This is a genomic window from Xanthomonas sp. WCS2018Noco2-27 (assembly GCF_031843525.1).
In the GTDB taxonomy this organism is placed as follows: Bacteria; Pseudomonadota; Gammaproteobacteria; order Xanthomonadales; family Xanthomonadaceae; genus Xanthomonas.
Map to the genome: position 1 here is coordinate 40,010 of NZ_JAVTIK010000012.1, position 19,044 is coordinate 59,053.

At 61.9% G+C, this 19,044-nt stretch carries 17 protein-coding genes and 1 pseudogene; 16 read left to right on the plus strand and 2 right to left on the minus strand.

Features of this window, described 5'->3' with window-relative positions; translation table 11 throughout:
- Positions 1 to 209: 209 nt before the first annotated feature.
- Positions 210 to 2,396: a DNA helicase II gene (gene uvrD, locus RQH86_RS17410; protein ID WP_055846846.1), complete on the plus strand. Its 2,187-nt coding sequence runs from the start codon at positions 210 to 212 to the stop codon at positions 2,394 to 2,396.
- A 188-nt stretch (positions 2,397 to 2,584) separates the two neighbouring features.
- Here uvrD and RQH86_RS17415 read toward each other — a convergent pair whose 3' ends face one another.
- On the minus strand, positions 2,585 to 2,809 hold the full coding sequence (locus RQH86_RS17415; RefSeq protein WP_115555164.1) for a hypothetical protein: 225 nt from the start codon (positions 2,807 to 2,809) through the stop codon (positions 2,585 to 2,587).
- 455 nt (positions 2,810 to 3,264) lie between these two features.
- On the opposite strand from RQH86_RS17415, the gene RQH86_RS17420 reads away from it, so the two are divergent.
- Positions 3,265 to 3,846, plus strand: a complete 582-nt coding sequence (locus RQH86_RS17420) for a sugar O-acetyltransferase (RefSeq protein WP_311240582.1) — start codon at positions 3,265 to 3,267, stop codon at positions 3,844 to 3,846.
- A 190-nt stretch (positions 3,847 to 4,036) separates the two neighbouring features.
- Entirely contained in the window at positions 4,037 to 4,483 is a 447-nt protein-coding gene (locus RQH86_RS17425; protein WP_055850174.1) for a universal stress protein, read from the plus strand.
- 279 nt (positions 4,484 to 4,762) lie between these two features.
- On the opposite strand, the pseudogene tagK reads toward RQH86_RS17425, so the two are convergent.
- Positions 4,763 to 5,421: pseudogene (gene tagK, locus RQH86_RS17430) on the minus strand (transcriptional regulator TagK).
- Positions 5,422 to 5,710: 289 nt separating this feature from the next.
- Between tagK and tssB the strand changes: the two are divergent.
- From tssB to RQH86_RS17495, 13 genes are all read left to right on the plus strand, one after another.
- Complete coding sequence (tssB, locus tag RQH86_RS17435) at positions 5,711 to 6,220, plus strand: type VI secretion system contractile sheath small subunit (protein WP_008572540.1); 510 nt, start codon at positions 5,711 to 5,713, stop codon at positions 6,218 to 6,220.
- A 4-nt stretch (positions 6,221 to 6,224) separates the two neighbouring features.
- A complete protein-coding gene (tssC, locus tag RQH86_RS17440) occupies positions 6,225 to 7,718 on the plus strand; it encodes a type VI secretion system contractile sheath large subunit (protein WP_115514270.1) in 1,494 nt (497 codons plus the stop codon).
- Between the two features lie 83 nt (positions 7,719 to 7,801).
- Positions 7,802 to 8,305, plus strand: a complete 504-nt coding sequence (locus tag RQH86_RS17445; RefSeq protein WP_055846859.1) for a type VI secretion system tube protein Hcp — start codon at positions 7,802 to 7,804, stop codon at positions 8,303 to 8,305.
- Positions 8,306 to 8,367: 62 nt separating this feature from the next.
- A complete protein-coding gene (locus RQH86_RS17450; RefSeq protein WP_311240656.1) occupies positions 8,368 to 9,162 on the plus strand; it encodes a type VI secretion system accessory protein TagJ in 795 nt (264 codons plus the stop codon).
- Between the two features lie 5 nt (positions 9,163 to 9,167).
- Complete coding sequence (gene tssE, locus RQH86_RS17455) at positions 9,168 to 9,671, plus strand: type VI secretion system baseplate subunit TssE (protein ID WP_115554925.1); 504 nt, start codon at positions 9,168 to 9,170, stop codon at positions 9,669 to 9,671.
- Between the two features lie 4 nt (positions 9,672 to 9,675).
- The gene (tssF, locus tag RQH86_RS17460; RefSeq protein ID WP_311240657.1) at positions 9,676 to 11,559 is read left to right on the plus strand and encodes a type VI secretion system baseplate subunit TssF; all 1,884 of its coding nucleotides are present in this window, start codon (positions 9,676 to 9,678) and stop codon (positions 11,557 to 11,559) included.
- Positions 11,523 to 12,563 (plus strand): type VI secretion system baseplate subunit TssG, encoded by a 1,041-nt coding sequence (gene tssG / locus RQH86_RS17465; RefSeq protein WP_055846869.1) that lies wholly within the window; start codon positions 11,523 to 11,525, stop codon positions 12,561 to 12,563. The genes tssF and tssG overlap by 37 nt, the downstream gene beginning before the upstream one ends.
- Before the next feature lie 67 nt (positions 12,564 to 12,630).
- Entirely contained in the window at positions 12,631 to 15,369 is a 2,739-nt protein-coding gene (tssH, locus tag RQH86_RS17470; protein ID WP_311260644.1) for a type VI secretion system ATPase TssH, read from the plus strand.
- Between the two features lie 52 nt (positions 15,370 to 15,421).
- Positions 15,422 to 16,054, plus strand: coding sequence for a hypothetical protein (locus RQH86_RS17475; RefSeq protein ID WP_311239923.1), 633 nt, complete (start codon positions 15,422 to 15,424; stop codon positions 16,052 to 16,054).
- Positions 16,055 to 16,339: 285 nt separating this feature from the next.
- On the plus strand, positions 16,340 to 16,834 hold the full coding sequence (locus RQH86_RS17480; RefSeq protein WP_311239922.1) for a hypothetical protein: 495 nt from the start codon (positions 16,340 to 16,342) through the stop codon (positions 16,832 to 16,834).
- 120 nt (positions 16,835 to 16,954) lie between these two features.
- Entirely contained in the window at positions 16,955 to 17,452 is a 498-nt protein-coding gene (locus tag RQH86_RS17485) for a hypothetical protein (protein WP_311239921.1), read from the plus strand.
- Positions 17,453 to 17,919: 467 nt separating this feature from the next.
- Positions 17,920 to 18,306, plus strand: a complete 387-nt coding sequence (locus tag RQH86_RS17490; protein WP_311239920.1) for a DUF4124 domain-containing protein — start codon at positions 17,920 to 17,922, stop codon at positions 18,304 to 18,306.
- A gap of 99 nt (positions 18,307 to 18,405) precedes the next feature.
- A complete protein-coding gene (locus RQH86_RS17495; RefSeq protein WP_311239926.1) occupies positions 18,406 to 19,002 on the plus strand; it encodes a CPBP family intramembrane glutamic endopeptidase in 597 nt (198 codons plus the stop codon).
- Positions 19,003 to 19,044 lie beyond the last annotated feature (42 nt).

A 19,044-nucleotide genomic window follows, 5' to 3' on the forward strand; every position in this document is an offset into this window, starting at 1 on the left:
AGGCGTCAGAGAAGCCAATATCCTGCCTTCTCAAGCAGGCCGCAGAGCAATCGACGTCCCAAGCTCCTCTGGCAGGCGTCAGAGAAGCCAACATCCTGCCTTCTCCCGCCTGCGGGGGAAGGTGCCCGAAGGGCGGATGGGGGCAGCAATCCCAAACCGCTTCATCGCAATCTCAGCCGCAGCGACGCCACAACCGGTAAAATGCGCCGGTGGATGTCTCTCATTTGCTCGATCATTTAAACCCCGCCCAGCGCGAGGCCGTTTCCGCGCCGCCGGGGCATTACCTCGTGCTGGCCGGCGCCGGCTCCGGCAAGACGCGCGTGCTGATCCATCGCATTGCCTGGCTCAACGAAGTCCAGGGCGTGCCCAACCACGGCATCTTTGCGGTGACCTTCACCAACAAGGCCGCCGGCGAGATGCGTCACCGCACCGACCTGCAGCTGCGTAACGGTAGTCGCGGGATGTGGATCGGCACCTTCCATGGGCTGGCGCATCGGCTGTTGCGCCTGCATTGGCAGGACGCGCGGCTGCCCGAAGGCTTCCAGGTCATGGACAGCGACGACCAGCTGCGGCTGGTCAAGCGCGTGGTGCAGTCGCTGGAGCTGGACGAGAGCAAGTATCCGCCCAAGCAGATGAGCTGGTGGATCAACGAGCAGAAGGACGAAGGCCGTCGTCCGCAGCATATCCAGCCCGAGCCCAACGACGATTGGACCGAGGTGCGCCGGCAGGTGTATGCGGCCTATCAGGAACGTTGCGACCGCTCCGGGCTGCTGGATTTCGCCGAGTTGCTGCTGCGCGCGCACGAACTGCTGCGCGACACCCCGGCATTGCTTGCGCATTACCGCGCACGCTTTCGCGAAATTCTGGTGGACGAGTTCCAGGACACCAACGCCATCCAGTACGCCTTCGTGCGCGTGCTGGCCGGCGAGACCGGGCATGTGTTCGTGGTTGGCGACGACGACCAGGCCATCTATGGCTGGCGCGGTGCCAAGGTCGAGAACGTGCAGCGGTTCTTGAAGGATTTCCCCGGCGCGCAGACGGTGCGGCTGGAGCAGAACTACCGTTCCAGCGCCAATATCCTGGGCGCGGCCAATGCGGTGATCGCGCATAACCCGGACCGCATCGGCAAGCAGCTGTGGACCGATTCCGGCGATGGCGACCCGATCGATCTGTACGCGGCCTATAACGAAGTGGACGAGGCGCGCTATGCGGTGGAGCGCGCGCGCCAGTGGGTGCGCGATGGCGGCAGCTACGGCGAAGTGGCGGTGCTGTATCGCAGTAACGCGCAATCGCGCGCGCTGGAAGAAGCGCTGATTTCCGAGCAATTGCCGTACCGCGTGTATGGCGGCATGCGCTTTTTCGAGCGCGCCGAAATCAAGGATGCGCTGGCTTACCTGCGCCTGCTCACCAACCGCAGCGACGATGCCGCCTTCGAACGCGCGGTCAATACGCCCACGCGTGGGATCGGCGACCGCACGCTCGACGAAGTGCGCCGGCTGGCACGCGCCAATGCGTTGTCGTTGTGGGAAGCGGCAATGCTGGCCACGCAGGAAAACAGCCTGGCCGCGCGTGCGCGCAATGCCTTGGCGACCTTCCTGAGCCTGGTCGGCCAGTTGCATGCCGAAACCGGCGAGATGGAACTGGCCGAACGCATCGACCACGTGCTGATGCGCTCGGGCCTGCGCGAGCATTGGGCCAAGGAAAGCCGCAGCGGGCTGGATTCGGAATCGCGCACCGAGAACCTGGACGAACTGGTGTCGGTGGCCTCGCGCTTCACCCGGCCGGACGACGAAGACAGCCAGGGCATGACCGAGCTGGTTGCGTTTCTGGCGTACGCCTCGCTGGAAGCCGGCGAAGGCCAGGCGCAGGCCGGCGAAGAAGGCGTGCAGTTGATGACGCTGCATTCGGCCAAGGGCCTGGAGTTTCCGATCGTGTTTCTGGTCGGCCTGGAAGATGGCTTGTTTCCGAGCGCGCGGTCGCTGGAAGAAAGCGGCCGGCTGGAAGAAGAACGGCGTCTGGCGTATGTGGGCATCACTCGCGCACGGCAGAAGCTGGTGCTGTGCTACGCCGAGTCGCGACGCATCCACGGCCAGGACAACTACAACGTCCCGTCGCGATTTTTGCGCGAGATCCCGCGCGAGTTGTTGAACGAAGTGCGCCCCAAAGTACAGGTCTCGCGCACCGCCTCGTTGGGCGCAGCGCGTGGCGGCCCGGTGCACGGAATCGTGGAGACCGCGCCGATCAAACTCGGCGCCAACGTCGAGCACCCCACCTTCGGCGGCGGCGTGGTTGTCGATTACGAAGGCAGCGGTGCGCATGCGCGCGTGCAGGTGCAGTTCGACGAGGTCGGCGCCAAATGGCTGGTGATGGCGTACGCGAATCTGACGGTGATGTAGTTGGGTTTCATTGGCCTGCGATTGCGTTGACCTCAGTCGGCGAAGACGGCACGCGATTGCAACGCGCGTGCCTCGAGAAGAGCCGACCACTGGTGCACGTCACGCGTCGAGCGGGATTCCGGGATTGGATGACTGCCTGCGTAAACGTCAGGCGGACGACGTGTCGCCCTATTTTTGCCGTCGCGCGCTTACATTTCCCAACTGAAGGTTGAGTTGATCTGCTTGCCGTTCACGGTAAGTGTCGACTTGTTTGCAAGCACGACCAGGGTAAAGGGCGGAACACGCTTGTCGCCCCCTGCGTAGATTAGGCGGAGTATTCTGCGCTTTGTATCGAACATCTTGACCTGGAAGCCGCTGCGCAACCACACGCCCTCGCTGTCGCCAGGTGCATTGAAACGAAGACTGGCGATCACTGGTCGGGTGTCGCGCCCGATTTCGAACATGATGGAGTAGCCACCTTCTTCAAAAGAAAGTGAGGTGGTTGCGTGTGCAGAGGTGCTCAGGCAGGCCAACATCAGTAATGCAATGCAAGCGAATACAAATCGTGTCATGACGTCATCCTTGAACGCGGTCGTGCCCGAATGGCATGGGAAGAAGTATCGATGCTGGCACAGCGGTATTGCAACGTGGGCGGCAAGCAACCCAATGGCGACACAGCCGCTCTGCGGGTGAGGCAGGTGCTTGAAATCCGCATTGGCCGTTTCCACTTCGTTGGTGAGCGCGCCAGTCGCTTCAACCAGTCGGTCGATCGCGACGTTCTGTAAGCCGCGTGAGCCGGTAGTCGGGGTCATTGGTGCATCGCTCGATGCGTGCCCCCCACATCCATGCCACCCTGGTGCCACTTCATTGCACGGGTGCGCGAGACGGCATGCAAACCGAAAAACAGAAGATGCTGGCAGGCGAGCTGTACAACGCTGCCGATGAAGCGCTGCAAGCCGATCAGGCGGCCGCTGCCGAGTGGATGGTGCGTTACAACGCCGCTGCCCTGCAGACGGCGGCGCAGCGGCACGCGCTCTTGCGCGAGCGTTTGGCGGACGTGGGCGCGGGCGCGGTGATCCGTGCGCCGTTTCATTGCGACTACGGGTACAACATCCGTCTGGGCGCCGGGGTCTTTCTCAATTTTAATTGTGTGATTCTGGATATCTGCGAAGTCAGCATTGGCGATGGCACGCAGATTGGCCCTGGCGTCCAGCTTTACGCTGCCGATCATCCGCGCGATGCGGCCGGCCGTGCCAGCGGTCTGGAATTTGGACGCCCGATCCGCATCGGGCGCAACGTGTGGATTGGCGGCGGGGCGATCATCCTGCCGGGCGTGAGCATTGGCGACGATGCGTTGATCGGCGCAGGCGCGGTGGTCACCCGCGATGTCCCCGCGGGTGCGATGGCAGTGGGCAACCCGGCGCGCGTGCGCGAGATGCGGCCTGATCCGGATACCGTAGCGACGGATTGAGCGCAGTGAAAGACGCGTTGCGTGCGATGTGAGCGATCTTGTATGCGTTGCACGTAGTAGCAAAAACATCATGAGTCGCCACACCAGCAATTGCAGCATTGATCCACATCAAGGCATCCACCACCAGCGCCTGTCACCGTGAGTCCGGCACTACCCTTTGGCAGCATTGCCACCCTTGCAGGAGGTCACCATGTACAAACGTATTCTCATCGCCATCGATGCATCCGAGCTGTCGCATCGCGGCTTGTTTCAGGGACTGGAATTGGCCAAGGCGACCGGTGCCAAGGTTGACATCGTCACCGTGTCCGAGCCGTGGGCGATGGGCATGTACGACGCGATGGGCTGGAGCGTGGGCTACGAGGCTAGCCCGGAATATCGTAATGAGCGCGAAGCCGCTGCCGAAAAGATTCTGCGTCCTGCACTGGAGCTGGCGATAGCTGCAAACATTAAGGCGACCTCGCGGCATGTGCTGGACCGTTTCGCCGCCGAGGGCATCGTGCAGATCGCAGAAGAATGCAGAAGCGATCTCATCATCATGACCTCGCACGGGCGACGTGGCGTGCGCCGCATGCTGCTCGGCAGCCAGACCGTGGAAGTGCTCACGCACAGCACGATCCCGGTGCTGGTGATTCGTTGAGGCCGATGCCGATATCAAGTTGTTGATGAGCAGGCATGCAGACGGCCCATCGGGTTGTTACACGTAGGAGCGCACCTGGGCGCGACTGGCGTTCCCGATAATGCCAGTCGCGCCCAGGTGCGCTCCTACGTAGTGCTTATAGTTTCCTGTGTGCACGAGGCAGACAAGAACACGATGAATGGACGTGCAGTCTGATGCATGCACCTCGTCGTAGGAGCGCCCCCGGGCGCGATGGGGCGTTCCCGGTAATGCCATCGCGCCCAGGCGCGCTCCTACGCATTAGCCCTTCATCGGCTCCAGTTGCGCCACAAAGCGTGGCGACGGTCGGGCGAGCCGGCGCAGTGCTTCGGCGTGCATCAGCGGTGCGTTATGGGTGGGCGGCGCAGCACTGCGTGGCGTGGCGTGCGTGTGCTGCTGCGCGTCCTGGCCTAGTTCGCGCATGAAGCGCCACATCGGCATGTAGTGGCCACGGCGTGGTGCCGGTGCGTGTGGCGTGGCGCGGCATTGGCGGCGCCACTGCATCGGTGGCATGCCGAAGCGCTGCTGGAAGGCGCGCTGGAACTGCCGCTCCGAGGCAAACCCCATTTCGTACAGCAACCAGGTGAGGCTGCACTCCGGATACGCCTGCAGATAGCGGTGCGCGGTGCATAGACGCTGCTCGCGGATATAACTGGCGACGCCGCCACGCGACTGGAACAGCCGATACAACGACGCCCGCGACAGTGCGAATGCCTGTTGCAACGACTCGGTGCCGAGCTCGGCCTCACTGATGTGCTGCTCGATATAGGCCAGCAGATCGATCATCAGCGGCGCATGCGCCTCCATGGTCGAGGACGCTTGCGGCGCGATGGCGCTGTAGTAGCTGATGCTCATGCGGTACTGCCTGCGGCCCACTCCCCGGGGCCTGTCCTTTGATCAACCGAAAAAAGCATCGCCAACCCATCACGCCTCTTTCACGAAGTCGGCCGCGCATCACGCATCGGCACGATTGAGACGATTTGTCGGGTGAGCGCGCAGGGCCATTCCTAGACTCGCCGCAACGCTGAAGAGCGTCATCGCACGGCCTGTCGCTTTGGTCCGCGTGGTGCGGCAGTTGCGGGGAAGCTCGCAGCACCGGCGTCGCACGCAGGCTCCAGGCGATCGGCCGGGCCGGCGATATCCAGGCCACAAGGCAGCGCACGTGCCCCGCACGTTGGCGCAACGGGCAAGCTCAATCGGAGATCAGGCATGGCCAGCAGTCAGAAGTTCATCGCCCGCAATCGGGCGCCACGCGTGCAGATCGAATACGACGTAGAGGTCTACGGCGCGCAGAAGAAAGTGCAGATTCCGTTCGTGATGGGCGTGATGTCGGACCTGTCCGGTGCCAACGCCGGCGAACTGCCTTCGCTAGACGAGCGCAAGGCATTGGAGATCGACGTCGACAACTTCGACAGCCGCCTGCAGTCGATGCGCCCGCGTGCGCAGTTCAAGGTGCCCAACACGCTCACCGGCGAAGGCGAGCTGGCGGTGGATATCACCTTCGAAAGCATGGACGACTTTTCCCCGGCCGCCATCGCGCGCAAGGTCGCACCGCTGGCCAAGTTGCTCGAAGCACGCACGCAGTTGGCCAACCTGGACACCTATATGGACGGCAAGGCCGGCGCCGAGCAGCTGATTGCCAATGCCATCCGCGACCCGGCGTTGCTGCAGTCGCTGGTGTCGGCGGCCAAGCCTGCCTCCGAGCCGGAAGGAGCCTGACGCCATGTCCGCCACCGAAGCCGCACTGGCCAGCAGCAGTACCGAAACCAGCGAGCAGGGCGATTTTGCCGCGCTGCTCAATCGTGAGTTCCGCCCCAAGAGCGAACGCGCCAAGGAAGAAGTGGAAGCGGCGGTACGCACGCTCGCCGAGCAGGTGCTCAACCGCAGCGATGTGGTCAGCGAAGACGTTTCGCAAACCATCAAGGCCTATATCGCCGAGATCGACCGCACGCTCACCGAACAGCTCAACAAGATCCTGCATCACGCCGATCTGCAGCAGCTCGAAGGTGCCTGGCGCGGCCTGCATTACCTGGTCAACAACACCGAGACCGATCAGCAGCTCAAGATCCGCGTGCTGAACATCAGCAAGAAGGAACTGGGTAAGGTGCTCAAGCGCTACAAGGGCACCGCGTGGGATCAGAGCCCCATCTTCAAGAAGGTCTACGAGCAGGAATACGGCCAGCTCGGCGGCGAGCCGTATGGCTGCCTGGTCGGCGATTACTACTTCGACCAGAGCCCGCCGGATGTGGAGCTGCTCAACGGTATTGCACAGGTTGCTGCGGCTGCGCACGCGCCATTCATTGCCGCGGCCGCGCCCAAGTTGATGGGCATGGACAACTGGAACGAGCTGTCCAACCCGCGCGATCTGGCCAAGATCTTTTCCACGCCCGATTACGCCGCATGGCGCTCGCTGCGCGAGTCGGAAGACTCCAAGTACATCGGTCTGGCGATGCCGCGCACGCTGTCGCGCCTGCCGTATGGTGCGGCCACCAGCCCGGTGGATGAATTCGATTTCGAAGAAGAGACCGCCGGTGCCGATTCCAATAAATACACCTGGCAAAACGCGGCCTATGCGATGGCGGTGAACATCAACCGCTCGTTCAAGCAGTATGGCTGGTGCTCGCGGATTCGCGGCATCGAATCCGGCGGGGCGGTGGAAGGGCTGCCGACGCACACCTTCCCCACCGACGACGGCGGCGTGGACATGAAGTGCCCCACCGAAGTGGCGATCACCGACCGCCGTTCGGCCGAGCTGGACAAGATGGGCCTGATGCCGCTGGTGCACCGCAAGAACTCGGACATGGCCGCCTTCATCAGCGCGCAGTCCTTGAACAAGCCCGACGAATACGACGACCCGGATGCCACCGCCAACGCCGCATTGGGCGCGCGTCTGCCGTACATGTTTGCCTGCTGCCGCTTTGCGCATTACCTCAAGTGCATCGTGCGCGACAAGATCGGTTCGTTCTCCGATCGCGAGCAGATGCAGAGCTGGCTGACGCGCTGGGTGACCCAGTACATCGATGGCGACCCGTCCAATTCCAGCGAAGAAACCAAGGCGCGCAAGCCCTTGGCTGCCGCCGAAGTAGTGGTGGAAGAAGTGGAGGGCGCACCGGGCTATTACAGCTCCAAGTTCTTCCTCAAGCCGCATTACCAGCTGGAAGGCCTGACCGTCTCGTTGCGCCTGGTCTCGCGCTTGCCCTCGGCCGCCAAGGCCTGATCCAGCGTCTTTGCGTCACGGCGACGACGTGCGCTCTGCACGTCGCGCCACCTGTGTTTCCCACTTAGCGAAGGAGCAGTTCCATGGCGTTCGACATGCATATCAAGTTCGGCAGCGGCAAGGTCAAGATCGAAGGCGCGTCCAATCACAAGAAGCACAAGGGCGAGATTCCGATCCTGGCGTGGTCGTGGGGCGCGAGCAATTCCGGCGACCTGCACACCGGTGGCGGTTCGGCCAGCGGCGGCAAGGCGCATATCCAGGACATTTCCATCACCAAGTACGTCGACGGTTGTTCCAACGCATTGCTCGATGCGGTGTGCACCGGCGCACGCGTGGAAAACGCCTGGTTGTACGTGACCAACGCCACCGGCGAGCAGAGCGACTTTCTCACCATCGAGTTGAGCGAAGGCGTACTGATCACCTCGCTGTCCACCGGCGGTTCCGGCGGCGAAGACCGTCTGACTGAAAACGTGACGCTGCACTTCGGCAAGTTCAAGTACGGCTTCCAGCCGCAGGACGACAAGGGCACGGCGCAGGGCGGCGCGAAGGAATTCACCTACGACATCCAGGCTGTCGCCAAGGCGTAATGCCGGCAACACCAACGGCGGTGCCATAGGCACCGCCACTTTCTTCGATAAGGACACGCGCGATGGATGCCACCGCACAGACCCTGCTCGCCCGTGGCGAGCCGGCGCAGGCGTTGCAGCAATTGGTGCAGCAGGTGCGTCGGCAACCGGCCGATGCAGCGCAGCGCGTGTTTTTGTTTCAGCTGCTGGCCGTCCTGGGCCAGTGGTCGCGTGCGGCCGACCAGCTACGCGCCTGCCTGGAGCTGGATGGCGGCAGTGCGCCGATGGTGTACACCTACCAGCGCGTGTTGCAGGCAGAACAGACGCGCGCTGCGGTATTTGCCGGCGACTGCCTGCCGACCGTGATCGGTGCACCGGATGCCTGGATGGCGCTGCACCTGCAGGCCTTGCAGTTATCGCTACGTGGCAATGCAGCGCAGGCGGCCGCATTGCGCGAGCAGGCGTTTGCGCAGGCACCGGCCATCGGCGGCACGCTGGATGGCGTGCGGTTCGAGTGGCTGGCCGATGCGGATGCACGCTTCGGCCCATGCATCGAACTGATCCTGGACACCGGCTATGCGTGGGCACCGCTGCATCAAGTGCAGCAGCTACGCTTCGAAGCGCCCAGCGATCTACGCGACACCGTATGGGCGCCGGTGAGCGTGCTGTGGCGCAATGGTGGACAGGCGTTTGCGTACATGCCGGTGCGCTATCCCGGCAGCGAACACCTGGATGCGGGCGAGCTGCAACTGGCGCGTCGCACCGAATGGACCGAAGGTGCACAGGGCGAAATCGGCCTGGGCCAACGCATGCTCAGCACCGAGTCGCGCGAGGTTGCGCTGCTCGAGGTGCGCGAGCTGCAGTTCGACGCGTCCTGATCGTCATGGCCGAGCTCACCACCACCGAACGCTTGCAGCCCTCGCTGCTGGACCGGCTCACCGATGCCGCGCCCAGCCAACGCGAAGAGAGCCGCGACCAACGCGTGATTTCGGCAACGCGCCTGCGCGAATGCGTAATCCGCGATCTGTCGTGGCTGTTGAATGCAGTGAATCTGGAAACCAGCTGGCCGCTGGACGCGCATCCGCAGATCCGTCGCTCGGTGCTCAACTTCGGCATCCCCGATCTGGCCGGCGCAGCCGTGGCCGGCATCGATGCGGCCGCGCTGCAGCAGCGTATTCGCGACGCCATCCTGGCCTTCGAACCACGCCTGATTGCCGATACCTTGCGCGTGAGTGTGCACGCCGACGCTGCACGCATGGACAAGCGCTCGCTGCTGTTCACCATCCAATCGGAGATGTGGGCGCAGCCGCTGCCGTTGAACCTGTATCTGAAGACCGCGCTGGACCTGGAAACCGGCCGACTTGAAGTGATGGAGGGCCACGGCTAATCCCATGGACCCGCGCCTGCTCCCGTACTACACCCGCGAATTGCAGCACGTGCGCGACATGGGCGCCGAGTTTGCGCGCGAGTACCCCAAGATCGCCGGGCGGCTGGGGCTGGATGCGTTCGAATGCGCCGACCCGTATGTGGAGCGCCTGCTCGAAGGGTTCGCGTTTCTGGCCGCGCGTGTGCAGCTCAAGCTGGATGCGCAGTACCCGGTTTTCACCCAGCACTTGCTGGAAATGGTCTACCCGCATTATCTGGCGCCGCTGCCCTCGATGGCGGTGGTGCAGTTGCAGCCGGATCTGAAAGACAGCGGTTTGAGCGCCGGTGTCGACGTACCGCGGCATAGCGCGCTGCGCAGCCTGATCGGCGCCGGTGAGCGCACCGCCTGCGAATTTCGCACCGCGCATGCGGTGACGCTGTGGCCGCTGCAGTTGGCCGAGGCAAAGTATCTGGAATCGCCGGCTGCGCTGGCGGCGGCCGGGATCGCATTGCCCGCCGGGCGCAGCGTACGCGCCGGCATCCGCTTGCGCTTCGAGCTGGTGGGCGGTGCGCAGACCCAAGGCCTGGCCTTGGATCGGCTGCCGCTGTTCCTGGCCGGCGCCGATGGCCTGCCCAAGCGGCTGTACGAACAACTGCATGCCGACACCAGCGCCGTGCTGGTGCGTGGCAGCGATGCGCAGGGCGCGACCGTGCAAACGCTGCAAGGTGCCGATGCGTTGCAGATGCGCGGCTACGCCGACGACGACAGCTTGATCCCGTACGACGGTCGCTCGTTCAGTGGCTACCGGTTGCTGCAGGAATACTTCGCCTGCCCGGAGCGCTTTCTGTTCGCAGAACTCACCGGTTTGCGCACCGCATTGCGTCGCCTGCACGGCACCAGCTTCGAGGTGGTGATCTTGCTGGAACGCAGCGTGCCCAGCCTGGCGGCCGCAGTGAGTGCCGAACACTTCAAGCTGTTCTGTACGCCGGCGATCAATCTGTTCGAACGCCGCGCCGACCGCATCCATCTGCAGACCGGCCAGCACGAGTATCACGTGCTAGCCGATCGCACCCGGCCAATGGATTTCGAGATCCATCATCTGGGCGAGGTGGAAGGCTTCGGCGACCGCCAGGAACCGGAACAACGCTTCACCGCGTTCTATGGTGGCGACGCACACACCTGGCATGCGCGGCATGGCGCGTTCTACACCATGCGCCGCGAGCCACGCCTGCTGTCGGCGCGGCAACGCCGCGATGGCGCGCGCTCCAGTTATGTGGGCAGCGAGGTGTTCGTCAGCCTGGTCGATGCCAACGATCAGGCGCATGCTAGCAAATTGCGTCAGCTCGGGCTGCAGCTATGGTGCAGCAACCGCGACCTGCCGTTGCACATGCCGGTGGGCAAGGGCACCACCGACTTCAGTATGGACAGCGGTGTGCCGGTACAGAGCGTGCGCTGCGTGGCCGGGCCGACCAAGCCGCGCCCCGCTGTGTCCGACGGGCAAACCGCGTGGCGCTTGCTTAGTCAATTGCAGCTCAATTATCTGTCGCTGTTCGAAGATGGCCCCAACGGTGCGGCGGCGCTGCGCGAGATCCTCACCCTGTATTGCGACCCGTTCGATGCCTCGGCACAGCGGCAGATCGAAGGGGTCAAGCAGGTTACCGGCACGCCGATCGTGCGACGCATTCCGGTGCCGGGCCCGATCACGTTCGGCCGTGGTTTGGAGATCACGCTCACTTGCGAAGACGCCGCCTTCGAAGGCACCGGCGCGTTTCTGCTGACCTCGGTGCTGCGGCACTTCTTTGCGCGCTATGTCTCGGTGAATTCCTTTACCGAAACCGTACTGCGCACCACCGAACGCAACGAGGTGGCCCGATGGCCCGCCCAGCCCGGCTCCCGACCGCGCCTGTAAGCGCCGGTGCTGCCGCGCTGGAACAGGCGCTGCAGACCCGGCCCCAGGACTTCACCCCGTTTGCGGCGCTGCGCGCGATCGAGCGCTGCCATCCGTTGCAGCCGCGCCTGGGCGAATCCGCCCGTGCGGTGGACGACGTGGTGCGCCTGCGGCACACCCCGTCGCTGGCATTCGCGCCGCACGCCTTGGACCGCTACACACCGGCGCACGACGCGCAACCCGCGGCGCTGTACGGGCTGTTTCTCGGCCTGTTCGGCCCCAACGCGCCGCTGCCGCTACACCTGACCGAATACGCCATCGAGCGTGCGCTGCAAGCCAAGGATGGCACCTTCGCCGCGTTTGCCGATGTGTTCCATCACCGCATGCTCAGCCTGTTCTATCGCGCCTGGGCGCAGGCGCAGCCCACCGTGCAGGCCGAGCGACCGGCCAGCGATCAGTTCCGTGCGTGGCTGGATGCGCTGGTCGGTATCGCCAGCCCGCACCTGCGCGAGCGCGATGCATTGCCCGACGATGCGCGCCGCTATCACGCCGGCCGGTTTGGCGCGGCCACGCGCACACCGGAAGGCTTGCGCGCCGTGCTGCAGCAGCTGTTCGACTGGCCGGTACAGGTACAGGAATTCATTGCCGAATGGATGCGGCTCCCCGCCGATGCGCAGTTGCAACTGGGCCTTGGTCCGCGCAATGCACGGCTCGGTGTGGACAGCGTGGTCGGTGCGCAGGTACGCGGCGCACAGCAGCGTGTGCGAATTCGGCTGGGGCCGCTGCCACGCATCGCGTTTCAACGTTTCCTGCCCGGTGGCCACGCGCTACGCCAGCTCACCGCGGCGGTACGCAGCTATCTGGGCGACGAATTCGGCTGGGAGCTGCAGTTGCTGCTCAAGGCCGACGAAGTCCCCACCCCGCACCTGGCACGCAATAGCCGCTTGGGCCTGGACACCTGGCTCGGCCGGCGCGCCTGGAGCGTTGCCGACGCCGACGAGGTGGTGTTGCGCCCCTCCGGCTGATCGCACCGCTACCACTGCCGCTCACACACACGCTTACACGCAACGTAACGACTTTGAAGGACGCATCATGGCCGAGATCTCCCGCAGTGCCCTGTTCGGCAAGCTCAATCCACTCGCCTATCGCGGCATCGAAAGTGCCACGGTGTTCTGCAAGCTGCGCGGTAACCCGTATGTGGAGTTGGTGCACTGGTTGCATCAGCTGCTGCAGCTGCAGGACTCGGACCTGCACCGCATCATCAAGCACTTCCAACTCAATCCTTCCACGCTGGCGCGCGATGTCACCGCCGCGCTGGACGGCCTGCCGCGCGGCTCCACCGCCGTCACCGATCTATCGGCCAATGTCGAAGAAGCCGTGGAGCGTGGTTGGGTGTATGCCTCGCTGAGCTTCGGCGAGGCGCAGGTGCGCACCGGCTACCTGGTCGTCGGCATCCTGAGCGTGCGCGGTCTACGCAACGCGCTGCTGGCGATCTCCAAGGAATTCGAAAAGCTCAAGCCCGCTGTGCTCAATGAGCACTTCGCGCAGATCGTGGCCGGCTCGCCGGAAGATGGACTGCTGCCCAGCGATGGGTTTTCGCTCGGTCAAAGTGCGGCGCCGGGCGAAGCCAGCGGTGCCATCGCCCCGGCCGCGATGGGCAAGCAGGAAGCGCTGAAGAAATTCACCACCGATCTCACCGCGCAAGCGCGCGAGGGCAAGCTGGACCCGATCATCGGCCGCGACGACGAGATTCGCCAGGTGGTGGACATCCTGATGCGTCGCCGCCAAAACAACCCCATCCTGGTCGGCGAGGCTGGCGTGGGCAAGACCGCCGTTGTGGAAGGCTTCGCGCAGCGCATCGCCCGCGGCGACGTGCCGCCCGCATTGAAAGACGTGCAACTGCGCACGCTGGACGTCGGTCTGTTGCAGGCCGGCGCAAGCATGAAGGGCGAGTTCGAGCAGCGCCTGCGCGCGGTCATCGACGAAGTGCAGGCCAGCCCCAAGCCGATCATCCTGTTCGTGGATGAAACCCACACCTTGGTCGGCGCCGGTGGCGCGGCTGGCACCGGCGATGCCGCCAACCTGCTCAAGCCGGCACTGGCGCGCGGCACCTTGCGCACTGTGGGCGCAACCACATTCGCCGAGTACAAGAAGTACATCGAAAAAGATCCTGCACTGAGCCGGCGTTTCCAGGCCGTGCAGGTGGACGAGCCGGACGAAGCCAAGGCGGTGCGCATGATGCGCGGCGTCGCTTCGATGATGGAGCAGCACCACAGCGTGCAGATCCTCGACGAGGCGCTGGAAGCGGCGGTCAAGCTCAGCCACCGCTATATCCCGGCGCGGCAGCTGCCGGATAAATCGGTGAGCCTACTCGATACCGCTTGCGCCCGCGTTGCAGTGAGCCTGCACGCCACGCCGGCGGAAGTGGACGACAGCCGCCGCCGCATCGAATCGCTGGACACCGAACACGCCATCATCGAACGCGAGCGCGCCATCGGCATCGTGGTGGATGAGCGCGCGGCCGCATGTGCCGGCTTGCTCGATGGCGAGCGTCGCCGTTTGCATGACCTGGAACAGCGCTGGGTGTCCGAGAAAACACTGGTCAATGAACTGTTGTCGCTACGCGCACAACTACGCAGCGGCAACGCCCCGGTCGAAGGCACCGGCAGTGTGTTGGAAGCCGAGGCAGAGCAGGACGCCTCCGGCGATACCGCCGTGCTCGACGCACCGGTGCAAGTGGATCGCGACACGCTGCTAGCACGCCTGCAACTGGTGCAGGCCGAACTAGTCGCAATGCAAGGCGAATCGCCACTGATCCTGCCCACCGTCGATTATCAAGCCGTCGCCGCCGTGGTCGCCGACTGGACCGGGATCCCGGTCGGGCGCATGGCGCGCAACGAGATCGACACCGTACTGCGCCTGCCCGAACTGCTGGCCAAGCGCGTGATCGGCCAGGACCACGCCATGGAGATGATCGCCAAGCGTATCCAGACCAGCCGCGCCGGCCTGGACAACCCGGACAAACCGATCGGCGTGTTCCTGCTGGCCGGCACCTCCGGCGTCGGCAAGACCGAAACCGCACTCGCCCTGGCAGAGACGCTGTACGGCGGCGAGCAAAATCTGATCACCATCAACATGAGCGAGTACCAAGAAGCGCACACCGTCTCCTCGCTCAAGGGCGCACCGCCGGGCTATGTGGGCTATGGCGAAGGGGGCGTGCTCACCGAAGCAGTGCGCCGCAAACCCTACTCGGTGGTGTTGCTGGACGAAGTGGAAAAAGCGCACCCCGACGTACACGAACTGTTCTTCCAGGTCTTCGACAAGGGCTGGATGGAAGACGGCGAAGGCCGCCGTATCGACTTCCGCAACACCTTGATCATCCTCACCAGCAACGCCGGCACCGACCTCATCGCCAGCCTGTGCAAAGACCCGGAGTTGATGCCGGATCCGGAGGGCATGGCCAAGGCCATCCGCGAGCCGTTGCTGAAGGTGTTTCCGCCGGCATTGCTCGGGCGCTTGGTCGCGATTCCGTATTACCCGCTGAGCAACGACATGCTCGGCCAGATCGTGCGGCTGCAGTTGAACCGCATCAAGAAGCGGATCGAGGAGCGTTACAAGATTCCGTTCGACTACGACGACTCAGTGGTGGAGCTGGTGGTAAGCCGGTGCACCGAGAGCGAATCGGGTGGGCGGATGATTGATGCGATTTTGACTAATTCCATGTTGCCGAAGATTAGTCGTGAGCTCCTCAACCGAAGCCTTGAAGGCAAGCTTGCATCACTGGTCAAAGTAGATGTCAAGAAAAATGAATTTTCCTGCCATTTTGGTTGACGTCGGCTCCTCTCCTTAAATTCACCCCAATATTATTCTGAAGGAAGCGGACATGCCAGTAAAAGATCTGAAAAAGGCATCGGACCTAACGCTCAGAAGTGCTTATGAGCAGGATTACAAGACCGAGCGCGAGAAGAAGGACCACGTACATCGTCAGGTCATCAATATCGTCAATGAGACGAGACGCATCTCAGGTATTGACTACGATGTGATCGACCTAAGCGTGCTGCGGCAACAAAATTACAGCAATGTAGCCAACTTCCTGCAAAACGCTATTACAAGTGGTGGCGTACGCCCCGACACGCCTTTTCATCAGAACTTAGAGCTGCGCTACCCGGTTGACGCCGTCAACTCTTATCGCTATGTCGAATATAATGTGATCGGTGGTGGAATGCGCATCGTTTTCGATTCGGCGAATCGTGCAATTTTCCTGAGCGCGCACTACTCTAGTCCGGCCCTCATTACCGAATCGGGCGCCGACGAGTACATAGTAGCCGACATAGCTTGCACTCTAGCGGGTACTCAACAAAATCTCCGGCGCCATTCCGACGGGACCTTTTTCAGTGCTGAAGATCAGTCCGATTTATGGTTGTACCCGAAGCGCGATCCCGTATTCAAGGCTTGGCTTGAGAACAAGGGAAGTTGTCAGGCGCAGTCGACGCTCAAGGCCTATAACCTGCTTTGACGCTGCGATCTTGGCGCTCGTGTTGAAACAAAATGGATTCCAATCTGACTTTAAATATCTTATTGCAATAGGGCTAGTTGAAAGGCCGTTGCCGCAAACAGATATCAACTGCTTCTGTCGAAAGCCTGGCTCTTCTGTGCTGGTAGCTGGATGATGTGTTCACGAATAACGAGGCCAGTTTTACTTCGGGGGTAAATCTGGTTTTATTCGACCTAAGTATTGCTAGTCAAGCAAGTGGACTATTTCCTTGTTGCATGGAAGGTACTATTGCGAAGGAGTTGAAAGATGCCAAAATCATTGCGCAAGCAAGTTAACCGAAAAGATAAGGGTTACCATACGCTCAGACGATCGGAGATAAGTGATCTGGATAAGGCTGCAAGTTTTCTGCTGGCAATTAGCTACTCTGGACGAACTTCGCAGACAAAAGTCTCCCAAGGATTAATTCAAATGGATTGTGTTGCAGTGGCGGTCATTAATGACGAATGGCTGGTCGCGGCAAACAGTCGCCGACTCGATGACTGGCATATGGAGGCGCTGGCGCAGGAGCTTGGGTTTGATTTTACATATGCCATTGTCGAGCGTGGTCAAGGTGGTATGCATGCCGAGATGCAAATTTTGGAAGAGATAAAAGCTAGTAATTACTCGGCAAAGGGCGTGCACATGGGGGTCTCTAAGCCGTGCTGTTTCGACTGCAAGTCGACGCTGGATACCGTGGAAGGGCTGTACTCCCACTATCACACAGATAAAGTGGTGAACTGGGAGGCCCCAGATTTGAGCTAAACTACATTATTTGGAGTCGATTAATTTGCATGCCTTGCCCAGGTGTTTTGTGCGATGCATTCCTGAATTTAAATTTCATAAGATAGATGGGAACTCTGCTGAAGTTTTTCGAGGTGATGAATGCCAGCTTCTGATTATGAATACGAAGTGTCGCGGGCAATACGAAATTCGGCTAATCCTGCGGATAATGTAGTGGAGCGCTGTGCGGGAGGAGGGCTACGAAACGCGAATGAAACCGACCCGCATCGAATTCCTATTATTCGTGAATGGGAGTATGCTGCTTCAAGAATAATCGCTTTCTCGACAGTGGATTCTTGCCTCGGTGCGTTACAAATAGCTGACGGCGATAGATTGCGGGGTGCTCACTTTTCAATGTATGCGTCAGGTGCGCAGTTTGATGTTGTCCAGTTCAATGCAATGATGGCTTCGGCCGGATTTCAGCTGAATTTACCGATTCTATATTTTGGTGGGGGCGTGGACGATTGGCGACAGGGACTAGGTGTCAATGGCTACATGGGCGTAGGTCCTTTTGCACATCCTGTATTTGACGAAAACCAGAGAGCGTGGATTTTTGAAGTGAAAAATGGTGTCTTTACCTATCACTCATGGCGGATTTAATTGTCGGATTAATTAAGTTAATTATTGAAAGAATCAATGCGATTGCTGGGCAGGTTGGTGGGTGACGCCATGCTTTGGAAATGAGTGGATAACGATGTAGGTTCACTTATCGGTCGACTGCGGCGACTTGCGGCGTCGATGAGCTGTTCTAACGCCCGCAAAAATATGCGTCGACGGCCATTGTGCTTGCGCGTCGGCGGTAAATGCAGTTCGTTTGCGCTTCCATCGCCGGATGGAGCTGTATTTGGCGCAACAAAGGGTGCATGCGACATTGGTCGGCAAGCACTCTGCTTCCGCTTCGCGCTGCCATTGGTAACGCACAGGCGTTGCGACTATCCAGGCCGGTCGGTAAAGCTGCCAGGTACGCTTTACCCATGCTGGCGATTGAATAGCCAACATGTACGACTCCGAGGAATGAAGCCTCATTCCCTGCTATCGGTAAGCTATGCCGTTCCGGGGAGGGGCAAATGAAAAGAAGTCTTGCGGTGGTGATCTATCTGTTGGCGTTGCCGGCGGCGGCGCAGTCTGCCTACAAGTGCAGCGATGCAAAGCTGGGGACTGTTTACCAGTCCACGCCGTGCGCCAACGGCGCCGAGCAGAAGCGTTGGACCAAGCAAGCCGCGACGGCTCCGATGGCAACGTCGGCGGCGCAGGCAGGTGCACAAACGGCATCTGCCACGGCCCAGGAATCGAACCTGGGTTTACGCCTGATCAGTTACGAGCGCCAGCCCAGCCCGGAGGCGTGTACGCGCGCCACCCATGTGCGCGATAGCGCCCGCGTCGACGCCACGATGCGTCGCGATTCCGATTTCATGCAGGCCGTCGAGCGGGCGGTCGTACAGACCTGTCGTTAAACGGTCTCTCTAACTCGGGCGTGGGCAATTAAAGCAATCCAGGGAGGATCGATGTAGGGACGTGAGGGTGCCTCTTTCAGGTGGGGCGAGTTGTTGATCGTGGTGAAAGGCGCGTTCGGGCTGTCGATCTGGTCCAGTGTTTCGGCGCTGGCGCGGGATGCCGTCGAGCCTGTCTTTTCCGACGCGAGTCTGTGGGGCATGGTGCTCTATGAACTGCTGTTGCTGGCGATCTTGCTGCCGGTGCTGCGGTTCCGCGGCTGGACGCTGCAGTCGCTGGGGCTGCAGTGGCAGCTGCGCGAGGTGGTGATGGGGCTTAGCTTGCTGGTGGGTTGCCTGGTGGCCACCTATCCGCTGACGCAATTGAACGGGCCCATGGGTGGAGCCGGGAGTTCATTCGGCGCGATGGTCGCCGGACAACTGTCGATCACGGCTGTGCTGGCGATCTCGCTGATCAATCCGATCTTCGAGGAAGTGTTCGTATGCGGTTACGTCATCCGCGCCCTGGAGCCGCGCCATGGCCGGGCGTTCGCGGTGAATGTGAGCGTGGCGATCCGCACGTCGTATCACCTCTACCAGGGCCCGATAGGCTCCATCAGCATATTGGTGATCGGGCTGATCCTGGTTGGCGGGTGGCCCGACGCGGGCGGCTGTGGCCGGCGATCCTGGCGCATGGAGCGCTCGATCTGCTGGGGTTGATGGTCTACACCTGACTGGCCTGGCGTCGCCGCGATGTCGCAC

What these genes read in the sequence shown, in the direction of transcription:
- tssF (WP_311240657.1), top strand. Translation starts at nt 9,676, where the DNA reads ATGGACCCGCGCCTGCTCCCGTACTACACCCGCGAATTGCAGCACGTG.
- tssH (WP_311260644.1), top strand. Translation starts at nt 12,631, where the DNA reads ATGGCCGAGATCTCCCGCAGTGCCCTGTTCGGCAAGCTCAATCCACTC.
- RQH86_RS17475 (WP_311239923.1), top strand. Translation starts at nt 15,422, where the DNA reads ATGCCAGTAAAAGATCTGAAAAAGGCATCGGACCTAACGCTCAGAAGT.
- RQH86_RS17425 (WP_055850174.1), top strand. Translation starts at nt 4,037, where the DNA reads ATGTACAAACGTATTCTCATCGCCATCGATGCATCCGAGCTGTCGCAT.
- tssC (WP_115514270.1), top strand. Translation starts at nt 6,225, where the DNA reads ATGTCCGCCACCGAAGCCGCACTGGCCAGCAGCAGTACCGAAACCAGC.
- RQH86_RS17490 (WP_311239920.1), top strand. Translation starts at nt 17,920, where the DNA reads ATGAAAAGAAGTCTTGCGGTGGTGATCTATCTGTTGGCGTTGCCGGCG.
- RQH86_RS17480 (WP_311239922.1), top strand. Translation starts at nt 16,340, where the DNA reads ATGCCAAAATCATTGCGCAAGCAAGTTAACCGAAAAGATAAGGGTTAC.
- tssB (WP_008572540.1), top strand. Translation starts at nt 5,711, where the DNA reads ATGGCCAGCAGTCAGAAGTTCATCGCCCGCAATCGGGCGCCACGCGTG.
- RQH86_RS17420 (WP_311240582.1), top strand. Translation starts at nt 3,265, where the DNA reads ATGCAAACCGAAAAACAGAAGATGCTGGCAGGCGAGCTGTACAACGCT.
- RQH86_RS17485 (WP_311239921.1), top strand. Translation starts at nt 16,955, where the DNA reads ATGCCAGCTTCTGATTATGAATACGAAGTGTCGCGGGCAATACGAAAT.
- RQH86_RS17445 (WP_055846859.1), top strand. Translation starts at nt 7,802, where the DNA reads ATGGCGTTCGACATGCATATCAAGTTCGGCAGCGGCAAGGTCAAGATC.
- tssE (WP_115554925.1), top strand. Translation starts at nt 9,168, where the DNA reads ATGGCCGAGCTCACCACCACCGAACGCTTGCAGCCCTCGCTGCTGGAC.
- RQH86_RS17450 (WP_311240656.1), top strand. Translation starts at nt 8,368, where the DNA reads ATGGATGCCACCGCACAGACCCTGCTCGCCCGTGGCGAGCCGGCGCAG.
- tssG (WP_055846869.1), top strand. Translation starts at nt 11,523, where the DNA reads ATGGCCCGCCCAGCCCGGCTCCCGACCGCGCCTGTAAGCGCCGGTGCT.